Source organism: Blastococcus atacamensis (genome assembly GCF_002938425.1).
GTDB classification, from domain to species: Bacteria; Actinomycetota; Actinomycetes; order Mycobacteriales; family Geodermatophilaceae; genus Blastococcus; species Blastococcus atacamensis.
This window is the reverse complement of the sequence record NZ_POQU01000012.1, coordinates 19,397-36,935: the sequence shown is the minus strand read 5'-3', so window position 1 is coordinate 36,935 and position 17,539 is coordinate 19,397. Positions and strand designations below refer to the sequence as shown.

Annotated in this window: 17 protein-coding genes; 8 read left to right on the top strand and 9 right to left on the bottom strand. The window is 73.0% G+C overall.

The features are described 5' to 3' along the window. Nucleotides 1-51 precede the first annotated feature (51 nt). Nucleotides 52-636 (bottom strand): hypothetical protein, encoded by a 585-nt coding sequence (locus C5508_RS05210; RefSeq protein ID WP_104523885.1) that lies wholly within the window; start codon nucleotides 634-636, stop codon nucleotides 52-54. Between the two features lie 517 nt (nucleotides 637-1,153). On the opposite strand from C5508_RS05210, the gene C5508_RS05205 reads away from it, so the two are divergent. After that, nucleotides 1,154-1,390 (top strand): hypothetical protein, encoded by a 237-nt coding sequence (locus C5508_RS05205; RefSeq protein WP_104523884.1) that lies wholly within the window; start codon nucleotides 1,154-1,156, stop codon nucleotides 1,388-1,390. Nucleotides 1,391-1,400: 10 nt separating this feature from the next. On the opposite strand, the gene C5508_RS05200 is transcribed toward C5508_RS05205, so the two are convergent. Then, nucleotides 1,401-1,685, bottom strand: a complete 285-nt coding sequence (locus C5508_RS05200; RefSeq protein WP_104523883.1) for a hypothetical protein — start codon at nucleotides 1,683-1,685, stop codon at nucleotides 1,401-1,403. A gap of 262 nt (nucleotides 1,686-1,947) precedes the next feature. Here C5508_RS05200 and C5508_RS05195 point away from each other — a divergent pair, with 262 nt between their 5' ends. The 5 genes from C5508_RS05195 (at nucleotide 1,948) to C5508_RS05175 (ending at nucleotide 6,343) form a co-directional block, all read left to right on the top strand. Further along, nucleotides 1,948-2,724: a glycerophosphodiester phosphodiesterase gene (locus C5508_RS05195; RefSeq protein WP_198597891.1), complete on the top strand. Its 777-nt coding sequence runs from the start codon at nucleotides 1,948-1,950 to the stop codon at nucleotides 2,722-2,724. Further along, entirely contained in the window at nucleotides 2,721-3,611 is an 891-nt protein-coding gene (locus C5508_RS05190; protein WP_104523919.1) for a lysophospholipid acyltransferase family protein, read from the top strand. The genes C5508_RS05195 and C5508_RS05190 overlap by 4 nt, the downstream gene beginning before the upstream one ends. Next, entirely contained in the window at nucleotides 3,598-5,016 is a 1,419-nt protein-coding gene (locus C5508_RS05185) for an MFS transporter (RefSeq protein WP_104523882.1), read from the top strand. The genes C5508_RS05190 and C5508_RS05185 overlap by 14 nt, the downstream gene beginning before the upstream one ends. Then, nucleotides 5,013-5,807 carry a thymidine kinase gene (locus tag C5508_RS05180; protein WP_232796930.1) on the top strand — a complete coding sequence of 265 codons (795 nt, stop codon included), beginning with the start codon at nucleotides 5,013-5,015 and terminating at the stop codon, nucleotides 5,805-5,807. Before C5508_RS05185 ends, C5508_RS05180 begins: the two co-directional genes overlap by 4 nt. Nucleotides 5,808-5,998: 191 nt before the next feature. Beyond that, entirely contained in the window at nucleotides 5,999-6,343 is a 345-nt protein-coding gene (locus C5508_RS05175) for an RNA polymerase-binding protein RbpA (protein WP_104523881.1), read from the top strand. A 129-nt stretch (nucleotides 6,344-6,472) separates the two neighbouring features. Here C5508_RS05175 and C5508_RS05170 read toward each other — a convergent pair whose 3' ends face one another. The 4 genes from C5508_RS05170 to C5508_RS05160 form a co-directional block, all read right to left on the bottom strand. Continuing rightward, on the bottom strand, nucleotides 6,473-6,979 hold the full coding sequence (locus C5508_RS05170) for an FxsA family protein (RefSeq protein ID WP_104523880.1): 507 nt from the start codon (nucleotides 6,977-6,979) through the stop codon (nucleotides 6,473-6,475). A 37-nt stretch (nucleotides 6,980-7,016) separates the two neighbouring features. Beyond that, on the bottom strand, nucleotides 7,017-7,778 hold the full coding sequence (locus C5508_RS19825; RefSeq protein ID WP_198597890.1) for a polyprenol monophosphomannose synthase: 762 nt from the start codon (nucleotides 7,776-7,778) through the stop codon (nucleotides 7,017-7,019). Next, the gene (gene lnt / locus C5508_RS19820) at nucleotides 7,775-9,436 is read right to left on the bottom strand and encodes an apolipoprotein N-acyltransferase (RefSeq protein ID WP_232796929.1); all 1,662 of its coding nucleotides are present in this window, start codon (nucleotides 9,434-9,436) and stop codon (nucleotides 7,775-7,777) included. Before lnt ends, C5508_RS19825 begins: the two co-directional genes overlap by 4 nt. A 532-nt stretch (nucleotides 9,437-9,968) precedes the next feature. Beyond that, nucleotides 9,969-11,474, bottom strand: a complete 1,506-nt coding sequence (locus tag C5508_RS05160) for an amidohydrolase (RefSeq protein ID WP_104523879.1) — start codon at nucleotides 11,472-11,474, stop codon at nucleotides 9,969-9,971. 246 nt (nucleotides 11,475-11,720) lie between these two features. Here C5508_RS05160 and C5508_RS05155 point away from each other — a divergent pair, with 246 nt between their 5' ends. Next, a complete protein-coding gene (locus tag C5508_RS05155) occupies nucleotides 11,721-12,248 on the top strand; it encodes a GNAT family N-acetyltransferase (RefSeq protein WP_104523878.1) in 528 nt (175 codons plus the stop codon). 4 nt (nucleotides 12,249-12,252) lie between these two features. On the opposite strand, the gene C5508_RS05150 is transcribed toward C5508_RS05155, so the two are convergent. Then, nucleotides 12,253-13,113 carry a lysophospholipid acyltransferase family protein gene (locus C5508_RS05150; RefSeq protein ID WP_104523877.1) on the bottom strand — a complete coding sequence of 287 codons (861 nt, stop codon included), beginning with the start codon at nucleotides 13,111-13,113 and terminating at the stop codon, nucleotides 12,253-12,255. 9 nt (nucleotides 13,114-13,122) lie between these two features. Next, nucleotides 13,123-14,286 carry a carboxylate-amine ligase gene (locus C5508_RS05145; protein WP_232796928.1) on the bottom strand — a complete coding sequence of 388 codons (1,164 nt, stop codon included), beginning with the start codon at nucleotides 14,284-14,286 and terminating at the stop codon, nucleotides 13,123-13,125. A gap of 199 nt (nucleotides 14,287-14,485) precedes the next feature. Here C5508_RS05145 and C5508_RS05140 point away from each other — a divergent pair, with 199 nt between their 5' ends. Then, nucleotides 14,486-15,343, top strand: coding sequence for a hypothetical protein (locus C5508_RS05140; protein ID WP_104523875.1), 858 nt, complete (start codon nucleotides 14,486-14,488; stop codon nucleotides 15,341-15,343). Between the two features lie 10 nt (nucleotides 15,344-15,353). Here the strand turns inward: C5508_RS05140 and C5508_RS05135 are convergent, their stop codons facing one another. Continuing rightward, nucleotides 15,354-17,537 (bottom strand): intein-containing Rv2578c family radical SAM protein, encoded by a 2,184-nt coding sequence (locus C5508_RS05135; protein WP_232796927.1) that lies wholly within the window; start codon nucleotides 17,535-17,537, stop codon nucleotides 15,354-15,356. Between the last annotated feature and the right edge of the window lie 2 nt (nucleotides 17,538-17,539).

Sequence of the window (17,539 nt, the reverse complement as noted above, 5' to 3'; positions counted from 1 at the left end):
CCTCCGGGGGAGAGGGGTGGATGCGGGTAGGACCCCTGCCCGGAACGGAACTCACCGGTCGGTGCGGGTGAACAACCAGCGTGCGAAGACGGCGTCCTCGGTGAGCTCGGTGCGCCAGAGGACCGACAGCCGGAAGCTGCCGGGCGGGACGACGAGCAGGGGGCTGCCGTCGTCGGGCACGTCGGCGTCGGACGACGGCGTGGGCCCGGGGGACTCGGGCATGAGGAGCGCCCCGTCGTCCCCGGTACCGTCGAGGGCGGCGCTCACGAACGCCAGCCGGCCGCTGGTCACCGTCACGGCGTCGCCCTGCTGGTCGCCCGTCGTCGGGTAGCGCAGGGCCAGCTCCAGCACGCCGCGGTAGTCCTCGGCGTTCACCTGGACCACCGCGATGCTCCCGTCGTGGGCGCGGAACACCTCCAGCCAGCCCTCGTCGCTGATCTCCGGATCGGTCAGGACGACCGCGGCCGAGCCGGCGCCCACCGGGATGCTGGTGAGCTCGTAGGTCAGGTGCGGGACCAGCGCCTCGTAGGCCTGACCGGACAAGCCGTGCCAGGCCGGGAGGAGGTCCTCGTCCAGCGCCAGGAACGGCTCGCCGTTGGTCCAGAAGCGGCCGACGTGCGTCCAGGCAACAGGCATGCGGTCATCGTCTCCCGCGTGGATGGGCTCAGCAGCAGGTACCCAGGTCGTCCGCCGCGCGAGTTGACATAACGTTGATTATCGGCGTTATGTGCAGGCGGCGAGGAGGGGTCGGTGATCTTGCACCTCATGCCGGCTTGGACGCGAGTTTCCTGCGTCTGCCTGCACGACGTCCACGCGCTCCGGTGTACTGGCTCAGACCTACGCGCGCCGTCGTTCCGAGTTCGCCCGACGCTCCGAGTCCTGCCGCGGCGGATCGGCACCCGCGCCGAGCTCCGCTGCCTTCCGGACCGGTCCCCGACTCCCCCGCAAAGTTGATCTTGCCGTCGATGATCTTGATGGTCGGTTCGCGGCGACGCCGCTGGTCGCTGATCGCCCATCCGAATGCCCTCCGTTCGTCCCGACCGACCACTCCCCTCGTCCGCCTGGACCCGGGTAATTACGTAACCGTGACGTAATTACCTGGGTCCAGGCGGTTCGACGGGCGCCGGTGCGCGGGTGTTCGTAGGGTCGAGTCATGCAGATCAGACGACCGCTCGCCGCCCTGCTGGCCGCCCTGGCGTTGTTCGGGGGCGGGGCCACGCTGACCGCATGCGGGGATCCGGCCGGCCTGGACCGCAATGACGGAACCAGCGACGACACGGGAAACACCAGCGGCAACGACCCGGGCAGCGAGGAGCAGGGCGACCTGCCCGACAACAGCAACCGGCAGACCGGCCAGAACACCGACGACGACACGCAGGACCCGGACTGATCCCAGGCGATCAGCTCGAGCGCTCGGTGACCCAGAGCCGGTCGAGGCGCCCGGTGGAACGCACCAGGTCGGCCAGCGAGCGCTCGAGCTCTGCCTTCGTGGGCTTCTCGGTGAGCATGGTCTGCACGTCCTCGAGGGCGCAGCGCAGCTGGTACAGCCGGTCCTGCAACCCGTCCAGATCGGCGCGGGACACGAGGACGACGTCACCGGGCAGCCCGGCCTTCTGAGTGGCCGCCCGCTGCTCGTAGGCGCGCTGGCGGCACGCCTGGCCGCAGTACAACCGAGGCCGGCCCACCGACCCCTGCTCGGGCAGGACCCGGCGGCACCACCCGCAGCGCCGTTGCTCGTCGCTCCCCCGGCTGGGGAGGGGGACGACAGGACGAGTGGTCGTGCTCCCGGACGCGTGCTGCTGTGCCACGCCTGGGGACGGTAGACGCCGCTGCCGACAGAGCCGGGTGACACGCCCTGGCGGGCCGAGGGAAGGACCGCTGCCGTGTGCCGTCGGGAGCCGACCGGGGTCCTGCAGCGGCGCTCCGGCACCCCACTAGCGTGGACGCGTGCTCCCCGCGCGGTTCGCCTACCTCGACGCACCGACGCCGTTGGCCATGGCCCACCGCGGTGGAGCGATCGAGCACCTGGAGAACACCATGCCTGCCTTCCAGGCCTGCGTGGACATGGGCTACCAGTACCTGGAGACCGACGTCCAGGTGACCGCGGACGGCGTCCTGGTCGCCTTCCACGACCCCACCCTCGAGCGGGTCACCGGCCAGTCCGGCCGGATCGATTCCCTGACCTGGGCGCAGGTGAGCGAGGCCCGGATCGGTGGTCGGGAGCCGATCGTGCGGCTGGAGGACCTCCTGGCGGCCTGGCCCGACGTCCGGTTCAACCTCGACATCAAGGCCGCCGGGGTGCTCGCTCCCCTCGTCCGGCTGGTCCGTCGCATGTCGGTGGCCGACCGAATCTGCCTGGGCTCCTTCTCCGACGCCCGCATCGCCGCGGCGCGCCGGCTGTTCGGTCCGGCCGTGTGCACGTCGCTGGGCCCGCGAGGCGTGGCGGCGCTCCGGCTGTCCTCCTACTCTCCCCGGGCCGCGGGGCTCGTCCGCATCCAGGCCGGCTGTGCCCAGGTGCCGCTGCAGCTGGGTGGCCGGGCGCTGGTCGACGAGCGGTTCCTGGCCGCCGCGCACGCCCGCGGCCTGAAGGTGCACGTGTGGACGGTCGACGACCCGGTCGAGGCGGAAGCCATGCTGGACCTCGGGGTCGACGGGATCATGACCGACCGTCCGGCGATGCTCCGCCAGTTGCTGGAGAACCGCGGCCAGTGGACCGGCCGGTGACCCTGCGGGCGCGGGTCCTGGGATGGCGCCCCAGCACCCCTCCCCTGCCGGAGGACCTGGCCCAGCTCGTGCGACCCGAGGATCCCGAGTGGTTCGCCCGGGAGCTGGCCATCGCCGTCGCCCCGCCCTGGTGGTTCTGGTGTCTCGTCCTGCGCCGGTTCTCCTGGCTGGTCAGCATCTTCGGGCGGGTGGAGGTCACCGGGAGCATCCCGGTTGAGCTGCGCCGAGGGCCGCTGCTGCTGGCCGTCAACCACATCGGCGACTTCGACCCGTTCGTCGTCGCCGTCGCCCTCCACCGGGTCGGCGTGATGCCGCGGATCATGGCCACCGGCGGCATCATCGGCGCGCCCGTGGCCGGACCCCTGCTCGAGCGCACCGGGGCCATCCGGGTGGAGCGGGGCACCGAGCTGGCCCGGCACGCCGTGCGGGTCACGGAGGTGGCGCTGGTGCACGGTGGCCACGTCGTCGCCTACCCCGAGGGACGGGTCGGTCTGGCCCCCGACCTGTGGCCCGAGCGCGGTCGCACCGGCATGGCGCGACTGGCTCTCGGCCTCCGGGTGCCGGTGATCCCGGTGAGCCAGTGGGGCGCGCACGAGGTGCTGCAGTACGGGAACGACAAGGGCAAGCTGCGCACCCTGGTGCGGGCGCTCGTCCGGCGGCCACGGCTCAAGGTCCACGTCGGTCCGCCGGTGTACTTCGACGACCTGGAGATGGGCCGCGTCGGCGACGCCAGCCGGGCCCGGATGCGCATCGCCGCGGCGCTCACCCGCGGGCTGCGGCCACTGCGGGCCGACGAGCTCGACGGCCCGGCGTTCGTCGACCCGACCCGTCCCACGACCGCCGTCGCGGCCTTCCCCGGAGGCGTCGTCCCGGATGGCATCCCGTGACGACGCCGGTGCGGTGCTGGACCGCTCGCGGCCGGGCTGGAAATCTGCCGCGGTGACCTCAACCGCGCCCGCCGCTCCGTCGGTGCCACCGGTCGACCGCGCGCTCAAGCGCGAGCGGTTCGGCTGGTACTCCTACGACTGGGCCATGTCGGTCTTCAACACCTCGGTGACGACCGTCTTTCTGGGTCCGTACCTGACGGCGATCGCGGAGGACGCCGCCGGTCCCGACGAGCGGCTGTCGTTCCTCGGCCTGTCTATCGCCGCCGGCAGCTGGTTCTCCTACGTGCTGTCGGCGTCAGTCGTCCTCCAGCTGCTCGTGCTGCCGCTCACCGGCGCGATCGCCGACCGGACCGGCCGCAAGCGCGAGATGCTCGCCGGCTTCGCCGCGATCGGCGCGCTCGCCACCACCGGCCTGTTCTTCGCCGGTGACGGGCGCTGGCTGCTGGGCGCGGCGCTGTTCGTCGTGGCCAACATCAGCTTCGGTGCCGCCACGGTCGTCTACTACTCGTGGCTGCCCGACCTGGCCGGCCCGGACGAGCGCGACATGGTGTCCAGCCGCGGCTGGGCGTTCGGGTACGTCGGCGGAGCGCTCCTGCTGGCCATCCACCTGGGCCTGGTGCTCAGCGCGGAGTCCCTGGGTCTGACGACGGGTGAGGCGGTGCGGATCTGCCTCGCGACTGCCGGACTGTGGTGGGGCGCCTTCACCGTCTTCACCGTGTCCCGGCTGCGCAACCGCCCCGTTGCGGCGTCCGCGGCGCGCTCGGGCAGCAGCTTCCGCCAGCTGGCCAGGACCTTCCGCGAGATGCGGGCCTTCCCGTTGACCCTCTGGTTCCTCGGCGCCTACCTGCTGTTCAACGACGGCGTCCAGACGGTGATCTCGCTGTCGGCGGTGTACGCCACCGAGGAACTGGGGCTTGAGCAGTCCGTCCTCACCGGCGCCATCCTGATGGTTCAGGTCGTCGCGATCGCCGGCGCTCTGGGACTGGGCCGGCTCGCCGGTAGGTACGGGGCCAAGCGGGTCGTCCTGGGCGCCCTCGTGGCCTGGATCGGCGTCATCGGTGCCGCGTTCTTCCTCCAGGAGGGGGCGGCCGCGCAGTTCTACGCGCTCGCCGCGGTCATCGGTCTCGTGCAGGGCGGCACCCAGGCGCTGTCGCGCTCGCTGTTCAGCCAGCTGATCCCCGCCGGCAAGGAGGCCGAGTACTACGGCTTCTACGAGATCAGCGATCGGGGGACGAGCTGGCTGGGGCCCCTGGCGTTCGGACTGACCTACCAGCTGACCGGCTCCTACCGGCTGGCTATCTTCAGCCTGGTGTTCTTCTTCGTCGCCGGCTTCATCGCGCTGGCCGCCCTGCCGATGCGCCGGGCCGTCGTCGCCGCCGGCAACACCGCTCCGGAGAAGCTGTGACGACCCTCGGGACCGGTCCGGTCCAGCTGACCTCCGCCGACGGGAACCGCACCGCTCCCCTCCCCCAGCACACCTCGGCGGCCGAGCTGCCCTCGGTGGTGCCCGCCGCGGGCGACCGGCGGCGGCACCCCGCACCGGCCCACCTGCGGTTCTTCCACGGGCCGATGGACTGCGGGAAGTCGACCCTGGCCCTGCAGGTCGATCACAACCAGAGCCGCCAGGGACGGCACGGGCTGCTGGTGACCCAGGGCGACCGCTCGGCGGCCCCGCAGATCAGCTCGCGCGTGGGCCTGTGCCGGGCGGCCATCGAGATCTCGACCCACACCGACCTCCGGCTGCTGGTGCGCGACCGGTGGGCCGACGGGCACAGGGTGGACTACCTGATCGTCGATGAGGCCCAGTTCCTCTCCCCCGGGCAGGTCGACCAGCTCGCCGAACTGGTCGACGAGTCGCACGTCGACGTCTACGCGCTCGGGTTGACCACCGACTTCCGCGCCCGGCTCTTCCCCGGCACGCAGCGGCTGCTGGAGGTCGCCGACGACGTGCAGCGGATCCAGGTCGAGGTGCTGTGCTGGTGCGGCCTGCCCGGGCTGCTCAACGCCCGCGTGGTGGACGGGGTCATGGTCCGTTCCGGCGCGACGGTCGTCGTCGCCGACACCGCTCCCCCGGAGTTGCCCGGAGCGGGCGGCGACTCCCCCTCCGTCCGGTACCAGGTGCTCTGCCGCCGGCACCACGTGCGCGGCGAACTGGGGCCCACGGGGGCCGGTCCGGGGCAGCTCGCCCTCCCCTGAGGCCGCGGACGTCACCCCTGCGGGGGGCGGTGGAGGCCGAGATCTGACCCCATGCGATGATGAGCAGCCGATTCGGCGGAATCTCTCCGCCTTTTTCGTCGTTTATCTCTCTGATTCCCGGTTCTCGTGGGTATGCCCCTGTCGACCGGACGTCGAGTCCCGACCGAAACAAGACGAGAGGACGGTGTGCCATGGGTGAGCGTTCCTTGCGCGGCAGCCGACTGGGCAGCGTCAGCTACGAGACCGAGCGCAACACGGCTCCCATCGAGCGGCAGTACGCGGAGTACCGGTGCGCCTCCGGCCACCTGTTCACGGTGCCGTTCGCCGATGACGCCGAGCTCCCCGACACGTGGGAGTGCAAGTTCGACGGCTCCGCGGCCAAGCTCATCGGTGGGACCGAGCCGGCCCCCAAGAAGGTGAAGCCCCCGCGGACCCACTGGGACATGCTGCTCGAGCGTCGCAGTGTCGAGGACCTCGAGGAGGTCCTGGCCGAGCGCCTCGAGGTGCTCCGCGGCCGACGTACCCGCGCCAGCTAGGAGAAGGGCCTCGCTCCCTCCCGACCGCTCGCGAGCTCGCAGCGGGCCCCTGGAGGCGGGCCGTTCCAGCGTCTTACCGACGGCCCCGGTGGATTCTCCACCGGGGCCGTTCGGCGTTCCGGGGGACGCTCAAACGGGACGGCCCTGCGCGTCCCGCAGGACCTCGCCGTCGATGACGAGCGGCTCGCCGGAGGGCGCGCGCCGCTCCCCCACCCCCGGCGTGCGGGTGCTGCGCACGTGCACCGGGCCGCGCATCCCGGCCGGCAGCCGCGAGAGCACCAGGGCGCCCAGCGCACGGCGGACCAATCCCCGCGTCCCGGGCATCAGGCACAGCAGGCCGACGACGTCGCCGAGGAAGCCGGGCAGCACCATGAGCAACCCGCCCGCGGCGACGAGACCGGCGTTGCCCAGCTCGGTCCCCGCGCCGCGACGGCTGCGTGCCCGCTCCCGCAGGTCCGTCAGCGCACGGCTGCCCTGGCGGGCGAGGAGGAGGGCGCCCAGCGCGCTGGTGGCCAGGGTGGCCAGCACCGTCCACCCCGCCCCGATCCAGGCGGCCACGAGCACGAACACGACCAGCTCGGCGAGGGCCGTCACCCCCACGACCAGCTTCAGCCGTCGGCGCACCAGATCAGCCACGTCGGTCTCCCCTTCCGGTCCTCGCGCCCCGGGCCGGTCAGTCGGCCTTTCCGGGCACCGGCGGCCGTACCCGGCCGGGCAGCAGGCCCGCGAGCCGGTCCTGGACACCCCAGACGGTCACGCGCACCCATGCCTCTCCAACGATCGAGCCGCTCATCTTGCTCCGGCCGTACTCCCGTTCGGTGAACGTGATGGGCACCTCCACCACCCGCGCCCCGGCGCGCAGCGCCCGCCAGGCCCAGTCGACCTGGAAGCAGTAGCCGGCGCTGGACACCTCGTCGAAGGGCAGCCGGTCGATCAGCTCGGCGCGTGCGGCGCGGAACCCTCCGGTGGCGTCCTGCAGCGGCAGCCGCAGCGCCCAGCGGGTGTAGCCGTTGCCGACGCGCGACAGCAGCAGGCGGTGCACCGGCCAGTCCTCGACCCGGCCGCCGTCGACGTAGCGGGACCCCAGCACCAGGTCGGCGTGCTCCAGGGCGGCCAGCAGGTCGGGCAGCTGCTCGGGAGGGTGCGAGCCGTCGGCGTCCATCTCGACCAGGACGTCGTAGCCCCGCTCGCGGGCCCAGCGGAAGCCGGCGACGTAGGCCTGGCCGAGACCGGCCTTGGCGGTGCGGTGCAGCACGTGCACCCGCGGGTCGCGGGCGGCGACGGCGTCGGCGAGCGCCCCGGTGCCGTCGGGCGAGCCGTCGTCCACGACGAGCGCGTGCACCTCCGGCACGCTGGCGTGCAGGCGCGCCAGGATCCGCTCGACGTTCTCGGCCTCGTTGTAGGTCGGGATGATGACCAGGACCCGGTCGCTCACGCCGTCGTCCTCCGCCGGCGGGCCAGCCCGGACCGCACGACGACGAGCAGTGCGCCCAGCCCCAGGGCGGCGAGCACCCACTCGGGCGCGGCGCCCAGGCGCTGTGCCACCGTGACGTCGTCGCGCTGGGCCACCGCCTCGACGAACACGTCCGGGGTGAAGAGCCCGGACTGCCGCACCACGCTCCCGTCCGGGGCGACGATCGCGGAGATGCCGCTGGTGGCCACCACGGCGACGGTGCGGCCGAACTCCACCGCGCGCAGCCGGCTCATGGCCAGCTGCTGGGCGCTCTCGTCGGTGTAGCCGAAGGTGGCGTTGTTGGTCTGGACGACGATCATCCCCGCGCCGCCGTCGACGACATCGCGGACGAGCCCGTCGTAGACCACCTCGAAGCAGATGAGGTCCCCGAGCCGGACGCCGCCGACGTCGAGCACGCCGACCTCGCTGCCCTTGGCGAAGTCGCGCCGGACGAGGTCGACCTTCTCGCTGAAGAAGCGGAAGAAGCTGCGGGCCGGCACGTACTCGGCGAGCGGGACGGGGTGCCGCTTGACGTAGGTGTCCCCCGGCCCGGTCTCGGGGTCCCAGACGATCGCGGTGTTGCTGACGAACCGCCCGGGCCCCTCGACGACGGCTCCGACGAGCACCGGCGCGCCGATGGCCTCGGCGGCCTGCTGGATGCGGCGGGCGGCGTCGGCGTTGGTGTACGGGTCGATGTCCGAGCTGTTCTCCGGCCACAGGACGACGTCGGGCCGGGCCTGGCGCCCGGCGGCGACGTCGGCGGCCAGCTGCAGGGTCTGCTCGACGTGGTTGTCCAGCACCGCCCGTCGTTGGGCGTTGAAGTCCAGGCCGGCCCGCGGCACGTCGCCCTGGATGACGGCGACCGTGCTCGTGGGGCCGCCGTCGGTGAGCGAGGAGCCCGGGAGCGGCAGCCAGGCGGCCGCTCCGGCGAGGGGCACGGCCAGCGCCGCGGCGACGGCGACCGCGGCGCCGCGCAGGGCCGGACCCCGGCCGTCCGCGGAACGGCCGCGCCAGGCGCGGGAGGCGGTCAGCACCGCCGCGGCCAGCAGCGTGCCGGTCAGGGCGACCGCGAAGCTTACCAGCGGGACACCGCCGTAGGCGGCCAGCGACAGGAACGGTCCCTCGGTCTGGCTGAAGCCCAGCCGGCCCCACGGGAAGCCGCCGAGGACGAACCGGCCGCGCAGCACCTCGTCGGCGACCCAGAGGGCGGCGCCCCACAGGGGCCACAGCGGGAGGCGGGAGGTGGCGGCGAGGGCGGCACCCAGGAGCGCGATGTGCAGCGCCTCGAAGACCGCGAGTGCGAGCCAGGGGAACGGGCCGACGTAGACGCCGGTCCAGGACAGCAGCGGCACGAAGAACGCCAGCCCCAGGACGAGACCCAGCCAGAGGCCGGAGCGGGGCCGTCGGCCGTGCACGGCAAGGGACAGCGCGGCGGGGCCGAGGACGGCCATCGCGGGCAGGTCGTGGCCGGGGAAGGCGAGCACGAGGGCGAGGCCTCCGACGACCGCCAGTGGGGTCGGCCAGGGCAGCCGACGGGTGACCCCTCGCCGCGGGGAGCCCCGCAGCGAGGACGTCGCGCCCCCGGCAGCGGTCGACCGGGGCAGCGTGCCCGTTCCCGGCCCGCTCTCGCCTGCAGGCACGCCCTGCCTCCTGGATGCCGCCGCCCCGACGGGCGGACCGTCCCCGCACCGCTCGGGCGGGGTCCGGACCGCCGGTGGTGGCGGTCCCGACCCAGCATCCCATTCCGTGCCGCGCGGCGGTCGGGCCTACGCCGACGTCGCCCGCACGGGTTGCGGACCTTCCTGGCCGACGGCGCCGGCGAATGCACCACGTGGTCGACGCGCCTTCGGGCCGGACGGCCGCTCGCCGGATGCGAGCGGCGCGACCGTTGTCTGATGGCGCGGGTCCGCATGGGCTCCGCCGGGGGCCCGCGCCCTCCTCCTCCGGGGTGCGTGCCGCTCCTCCTCGGCCCGGCTGTCGCGGGCGGCCGGAGCCGCACCGCGTCGACCGGGAGGACCGACGCGCCCGCCGGAGAAGCACGGTGTGGTGCTTCCGGTCAGGAACTCCAGGGACTGTAAGAAACGCACGCCGAGGAATCGAGACCCGGGAGGGCTGCGAGTCGGAGTGTGATCGGATCGTTACTGATCGCCAGCGGACGCACCGCTGGTCCTGTCACCCGAGCGGTTCGCCGTCCACGACGAGCAGGCGGCACCCGGGTCGGCCGCGGTCGGCCAGCACGCGGGAGAGGCCGTCCGTCGTCGCCCAGAGAGCCAGGTCCGCGGGCGCTCCCACGCCCAGCGGGCCCGCCGGGTGCTCCGCCCGCACGGCGTACCAGCCGCCGTGCGTCGCGGCGTCGAAGGCATCGAACGGACGCAGGCCCGACCCGGGCGTCCGATGGTCGACGGCGGCGTGCACGCCACCCCACGGGTCGAGCGGCGTCACGGGGGCATCGCTGCCCAGCGCCAGGACGACGTCGCCGTCGGCGAGGTCTGCGAACGGGTTGCACGCCAGTGCCCGCGCCACCCCGAGGCGCTCGGCGTACATCCCGGCGTCGCCACCCCATGCGGCGTCGAACGCGGGCTGCACGCTGGCGACCATGTCCCACGCCCGCATCCGCTCGAGCACCTGATCGGACACCATCTCCAGGTGTTCGAGGCGGTGCCGGCAGGCCCGGACGGTGGCGATCCCGAGCTCCTCGACGACGACGCCCACGGCGTCGAGGACCTGGTCCACGGCGGCGTCGCCGATGCAGTGGAACCCTGCCTGGATGCCGGCCGCCGTGCAGGCGCGGACGTGCTCCACCAGCGATGCGCTGTCGAAGCGGAGGGCCCCGGAGGTATCGGGCCGGTCGCTGTAGGGGGTGCTGAGCGCGGCGGTGTGCGAGCCCAGGGCGCCGTCGCAGAAGAGGTCTCCCCCGGCGCCGGCCAGACCCAGCTCGCGCACCAGGTCCAGCCCCCCGCGCTCGGACAGCTCGCCCCAGTAGCCCAGCACCCGCGGACCGGGGGATGCCGCGGCGAGCGCGAGCAGCTCGCGCAGGTCGTCGTCCGAGGAGACCTCGGGGCCGGCCATCTCGTGCAGGCTGCCGACGCCCAGGGCCACCGCGGCGTCCAGGGTGGCCCGCTGCGCCGCACGGCGCTGGCTCGTGTCGACCGCCCCGTAGGCGGCCCGGCGGGCGGCGTGGTGGGCGTCGAGGCGCAGCCGGCCGTCGGGTGAGAAGCCGGGCAGGTCCGCGATGCCGGGGATGCGGTCGAGCAGGGCGGTCGACACCGTCGCTGAGTGCACGTCGACCCGCGCCAGGTAGGCCGGCCGTTCCCCGACGACGGCGTCGAGATCCTGCCGGGTCAGCCCGCGCTGCTCCGGCCAGCCGGTCTCGTCCCAGCCCGTGCCCAGGAGGATGCCGTTCCCCGACCGCGCGGCGTGCGACCGGAGCGAGGCCACGGCATCGGCAACGCTGAGGCTCGAGTGGAGGTCGAGCCCGGTCAGCGCCAGGCCCGTCGCCGTCGCGTGCACGTGCGCGTCCACGAAGGCCGGGGTCAGCAGCGCCCCCTCCCCCGCGACCACGCGGTCCGCAGCCGGGGCGTCCACGGCGTCACCGAGCCAGGTGATCCGGCCGCCATCGACGTGCACCGCCCGCCCGGGACGGTCGCCGACGGTGACGTCGGTGACGAGCAGGCTCATGCGGAAGGTCCTCCGGGAGGTCGGTGCGTGGCCGGGACAGCAGACCACGGTGTCCTCGTGACCGGGTGACCGGTTCCTCTCGGCGGCCGGGCGCGGCAGGCTCCACCCATGGGCAGCGTGGTGGTGCGGACGACGGTGTCGCTGGACGGCTTCATGGCAGACGCGCAGCTTCGGCAAGGGCGTCGTCCTCCTGCGGCACGCGCGGGCGTGATGTTTGTCGATCGACGGCGGCGGTAGCCACCGGCGATGGGATCCGGGGGCGAGCGGCTGTGCACCGAGCGGCTGCAGCTGCGCGCCTGGACCACGGCTCCTGACGATCTCGCCCGGCTCGAGGACCTGTACGGCCGCGACGAGGTGACCCGGTGGCTGGGCGGCCCGCCGACGCTGCCGATGGCGGAGCTCGTGGCCCGCTGGCAGGTGGTGCGTCGGGCCGACGAGCGATACGGCTGCTGGGCGGTCCAGCGTCCCGACGGCGTTGCCGCGGGCACGGTGCTGCTCAAACCGCTCCCCCAGGGCGTCGGCGAGGTCGAGATCGGATGGCATCTGCATCCGGACTCGTGGGGGCAGGGCTACGCCACCGAGGCCGCCCGCGCCGTGATCGGCCGGGCGTTCGGGCTGGGGCTACCGGAGGTCTACGCCGTCGTCCGTCCCGGCAACGAGCGCTCGATGGCGGTCTGCCGGCGGCTGGGCATGGCTCCGCTCGGACGCATGCGGCACTGGTACGACGTGGAGCTCGAGGCCTTCCGGCTGATGGCTCCCGTCGTCGTCGACTGACCGGTCACCGGCGGCGGAGCCGGCCGGCGAGCAACGCCCGCGGCGACTTCTTCGCCGCCCGGACCTCCTTGCCGGCGGCCCGGATGGCGGCGGCCGAAGCGGCCTCCGCCGCCGTGGGAGCGGTGCCCCCCAGGTGTGCGGGCAGCCACCAGCGGTCGTCGTCACCGGCCGGCTGGTCGGGGTAGCCGCGCTGCGCCTCGTCGAGGAGGGCCTCCATCGCCACCCGCGTGCGCTGCATGAGGGCCGACACCTGCTCCCCCGGTGCGGGGACGATCGGCTCCCCGAGGAAGACGCTCACGGGGACACCGCGGCGCAGCTCCACCTTGTGGCCCCTGGTCGCCACGCGGTGCCCTCCCCAGACCGCCGCCGGGATGATCGGGACGCCGGAATCGACGGCCATGCGCGCGGCGCCGGCCTTCAGGTCCTTGATGGTGAAACTGGTGCTGATCGTGGCCTCGGGGAAGATGCCGACGACCTCGCCGTCCTTGAGCGCGCGGACCGCGGCCTCGAACGCGGCCGAGCCGGCTCTCCGGTCGACCGGGATGTGCCGCATGGCTCGCATGAACGGCCCGGCGACCCCGTTGTCGAACACGGCCTTCTTCGCCATGAACCGCACCAGCCGCTGCTGCGGGAGCGCCCCCAGGCCCAGGAAGGTGAAGTCGAAGTAGCTGACGTGGTTGCTGCAGATGATCGCACCGCCGGTGGCCGGCACGTGCTCCGAGCCGCGGACGTCGAACCGGAAGCGGAACAGGTGGAAGACGACGAGAGCGATCCGGATGACGAACCGGTAGGGCTTGTCCCTCGGGTCCGGGGAGACTCCGAAGAGTTTCGGACGGACCACGTCGCGCCAGCTCGCCGTGTACATGCGCGGAATCTAGCCGGTGGCCTCGGCCGTTGCCCGGTCGGCGTCCTCGTGCGTGGCCTCGACCGCTGCACGCACGACGGCGGCCGGATCGCCGGTCTCCCGGTGCACCCGGCGCTGGAGGTCCGCTCCGGTGCCGCGCTCCAGTATGGCGCGGACACCCTGCTCGACGGCCTGCTCGTCGCCGGCGTCGGACAGCGCCGGGCGGATGGAGTCGACCAGCTCGGCGAGGACGTCGGTGGCGGGCGCGGGGCGGCCGGTGGGCGGGTGCACCAGGTTGCCCGAGAGCCCCGAGCGCCCTGCCCGCCAGGCGGCCAGCCGGAGCACCTCGGGGCGCATGTGGGGTACAGCTCCCCCGGCGCGGGCCTCGCGTGCGGCGGTCTCGACCAGGCCACGCACGATCCCGGAGAGCGTCACGGCGTCCTCGACCCGCAGGGCGACGTCGGCGGTTCGGACCTCCACCGTCGGCCACTTCGCCGAGAGCCGGGCGTCGAAGTAGATCATCCCGGTGTCCAGGACCGTCTCGGTGGCCAGCACCTCGTCCACGAGCCGGTGGTAGTCGGCCGCGTCGGCGAACGGGCCGTTGGGGCCGGCCGAGGGCCAGCGGTGCCACACCTGCGACCGGAAGCTGGCGTACGCGGTGTCGCGGCCGCGCCAGTACGGGGAGTTGGCGGTCATGGCGGTCAGGACCGGCAGCCAGACGCGGATCCGGTTGAGGACCGCCACGCCCTCCTCGTCGTCCGCCACCGAGACGTGCACGTGGCAACCGCAGGTGAGGACGTCCCAGGCCGTCAGTCCGAAGGCCTCGTTCAGCCGGGCGTACCGCTCCCCTTCCGTCGGCACCGGCTCGACGGCCACCGGCGAGGTGGCGAGGGCGGCGACGCGCGCTCCGACGGCGGACGCGGCGGCGTCGGCCCGGCCACGCCAGTGCCGCAGCTCGCGGCGGACGTCGTCCAGGGTGCTGCAGACCGGAGTGCCGAGCTCCAGCTGCTGAGCCTTGAGCTCCGGCATGAGGTGCGCGGTCTCCGGGGTCTCGACCTCTCCGTGCTCGGCGCGGTCGTGCAGGTTGACGTCCTCCCCCTCGCCGGCGCGCGACGCGACGTCCAGCGCCTGGGGACCCTTGGGCACGGGGCGACCGTTCGCGTCCACGACCAGCAGCTCTTCCTCGACGCCCACGGTTCGCACCTGTCCATGATCCGGCGTTCGAAGCGGGAGTGCAGGTGCCCGGAGGGCGGTCTCACTCCGACGAGCACCGCGATGAGTGGCACTGTGTGTCTTGGTGCTGCGGCGCCCGGAGGGCGCTGTGATCGCGGTCTCGGTAGGTGACCACAACGGGATTTCGTAATGTTGTTGGGGATAACGGTAGTATTCGAGCATGTCTCGTGCGTGGCAGCAGCCGCTGCCCGACATGCCTGCTCCACCTCCGTCCACCGCCTGGGGGCGGCTGGCGGTGCCGCAGGGCTACGAGCCGCAGTGGCGCCGGTTGATCGATGCGGCGCTGGAGCTCGACCTCGGCCCGGACGACCTTGCCGCGCAGGGGCTCGACGTCCTCGCCGTGGCTCGCGAGTGGAAGCCGGCGACCGTGGCGCTGTACACCAAGGTGGCGCGCTACGGAGGCCTTGCTCTGCCGATCGCGCCCACTCCGGAACCCGATCCGCAGGAGCTGGACCTGCGTCCGCTGACGGACGTGCGCAGCAACGATCCGGAGCACCTGCGCTCGGTCGCCTGGTGCGCCCTGGCGCTGGGCTGGCCGGCGCCGGTCGGGGTGTTCCGCTCGCTGCGGCGTGAGCAGGTGCGGACGACGGCCCGGCGGCTGCTCATCTCCACCGACGACGGCGAGTGGGCCGTGCCCGGGGCGCTGACGGCGTGGCACGCCTGGGAGTCCGCGCGCGGGCGCTTCCCGGCGTTGTCCGCGAGCCCGTGGGTGCTGCCGGCACTGCGCCGCGGCCCGGGTCTTGACTCGCGGATCGGCGGCCGGCTCTCGACGCAGGCGCTCCAGGCCACCTTCACCAAGCATGCCCGCAACACCGTCGGTCACCTCCGGGCCACCGTTGCCCCGTCCCGCCGGGAGGTGGTCGAGGAGCTCGCCGCCGCGTACCGGCACCTGTCCTACGACTCCTACCGGCGGCTGGCGCTGGCCGCAGGAGCTCCTCCGGTGGCGTCCCGCGGCGTCGTCCGTGCCGCTCGGTCCGTGCACCGGTCGACCGCCCGGGCTGTTCGGCTCGCCGGCTGACCGCCGCCGGTCAGAGCAGCGTCAACTGCTCCGAAGCCGGCTTCTCCTCGGGCGCTGCGGGGGGCGCCGTCCAGGGCGGGCGGACGCCGGGCAGCCCGCCGGTGGGCAGGCTCCCCTCGGGGAAGCCGACCTCCTCGTCGCCCGGCACGCCGGTCACTCCGGAGCCGTCCACCCGGCGTGCGGCGCCACCGGACTGCCGGTCCAACCCGTGCCGCGCCAGCAGTGGCGCCACCCGCGCCGACAGCCAGGATCGGTACTCGGCGGAGACGTAGGCCCGGCGTGCGTACATGCGCTCGTAGCGCGGGACCAGCTCCGGACGGGCGGTGGCCAGCCAGGCCATGAACCACTCGCGGGCGCCCGGCCGCAGGTGCAGCGGGATCACGGTGATCCCCGTGGCCCCGGCGGCGGCGATCGCGCCGATCGCCGCGTCCAGGCTCGCCTGGTCGTCGGTGAGACCGGGCAGCACGGGGGCCAGGAAGACCCCGCACGGCAGACCGGCGTCCGTGAGCGCCCGGACCAGGTCCAGCCGGGCCCGCGGTGAGGGGACGCCGGGCTCGAGCGCGGAGTGCAGCTCGTCGTCCCAGATGGCCATGGAGATGCCCAGTCCCAGCGGCACCTGCCGGGCCGCCTCGGCCAGCAGCGATACGTCGCGGCGCAGCAACGTCCCCTTGGTGAGGATCGAGAAGGGCGTGCCGGATTCCGCGAGCGCACGGATGACGCCCGGCATGAGATGGTAGCGCCCCTCGGCCCGCTGGTAGGGATCGGTGTTCGTGCCCAGGGCGACGTGCTCGCGCTTCCAGGACGGTCGTGCCAGCTCCCGGCGCAACACGTCGACGAGGTTGGTCTTCACCACGACCTGCGTGTCGAAGTCGCGACCGGAGTCGAACTCCAGCCACTCGTGCGTCCTCCGAGCGAAGCAGTTGTGGCTGATGACCCCGTTGGCGACGAAGTCCCCGGTCCCGGTGGTGATGTCGAACATCGGCATGTCGTAATGGAGATCCTCGACGCTCCGGACGCGGAGGTCCGCATCGCTCTTGACCGCGACTCCCTCCACTGAACATTTCCGGCGGATGGCGGGATCGACGAGATGGGTGAAGCGGAGTTGTTCCCGTAGTCCCCCTCGGACTCGGACAGTCTTGACGTGATTGGCGAGACCTGGGTCCTCGAGGATGCAATCGAAGCCGAAGTTCGTCAGCGCTGCCTGAAGGCGATCAAGTATCTCGTCGTCACGATTGCTGATCCGTAGAACGCCCCGGCTCCGGCTGCCTTCGGCATCGAAGATGCCTGCGAGGAAACCCCGGTGCCATGCAGCAGTTACGGCGTCCGGCCACTCGACGAGTTCTTTGATTCTGTCCACAGCCGCCCTCGTCTGGGCGCGGATGGCCGACAGCGACTTACGGGTCGGCGTGGCGCGGGAGAACTCGTAGCGAGTCGTGTCGATCCCCTCACGAAGGAGGTAGGCGGCCGTGCGGTCCAGTCCCTCCCCGTCGACCAAAACCAAACGGAATTGATGGACTGTCGCGCTGCCACCGCCGGCGCGCTCGTACCGGTATGTCTTGAGGGTTCCATCGCCACGCACCATTCCGGTCAGGTAGCCCCGCCGGTAGTCCGCGCACGCATCCACTGACGCCACCGTGCGGCCGAAGCCGAGAAGCTTGTCGTTGGTGGTCAGGTAGGGCCGCTGATGGGCGCCGCTCATCGAACCGGTGACGTGCTTCCAGCCGCGTCCGGTGAGGAAGCGGTGATCCCCGCTCGCCACGATCTCCGTCCCGTCCTGGAGCGTCACCTGAAATGCCGGCTTGACCGTGGACCAATGGGCCAGCACCTCGGTCGTCACGTAGTGGCGATACGTCTCGCGCTTCTCCGTCCCGATGATGCGGTCACCGACCCGGAGGTCCGAGATGCGGCGCTGCGTACCGTCGGCCATCAGAACCTGCGTTTCCCCGGAGACGCAGTAGACGCACGAATGGGAGCAGCCCCGGTACGGGTTGATCGTGTACGGGAACGGCATCGCGGAATCGCCCGGCACGGCGTTGAGCGCGCTGCGTGTCCGCACCTCGTGGAACGTCAGCCCCGGGAACTCCGGCACCTGGACGCTGCGCAGCAGCCCGCGGATGCTCGGCATGCCGGGAAGCGACCCGTCGTCGAGGTCCAGCCGCTGCGCATCCCACCGCATGACCCGATCCGAACACACGT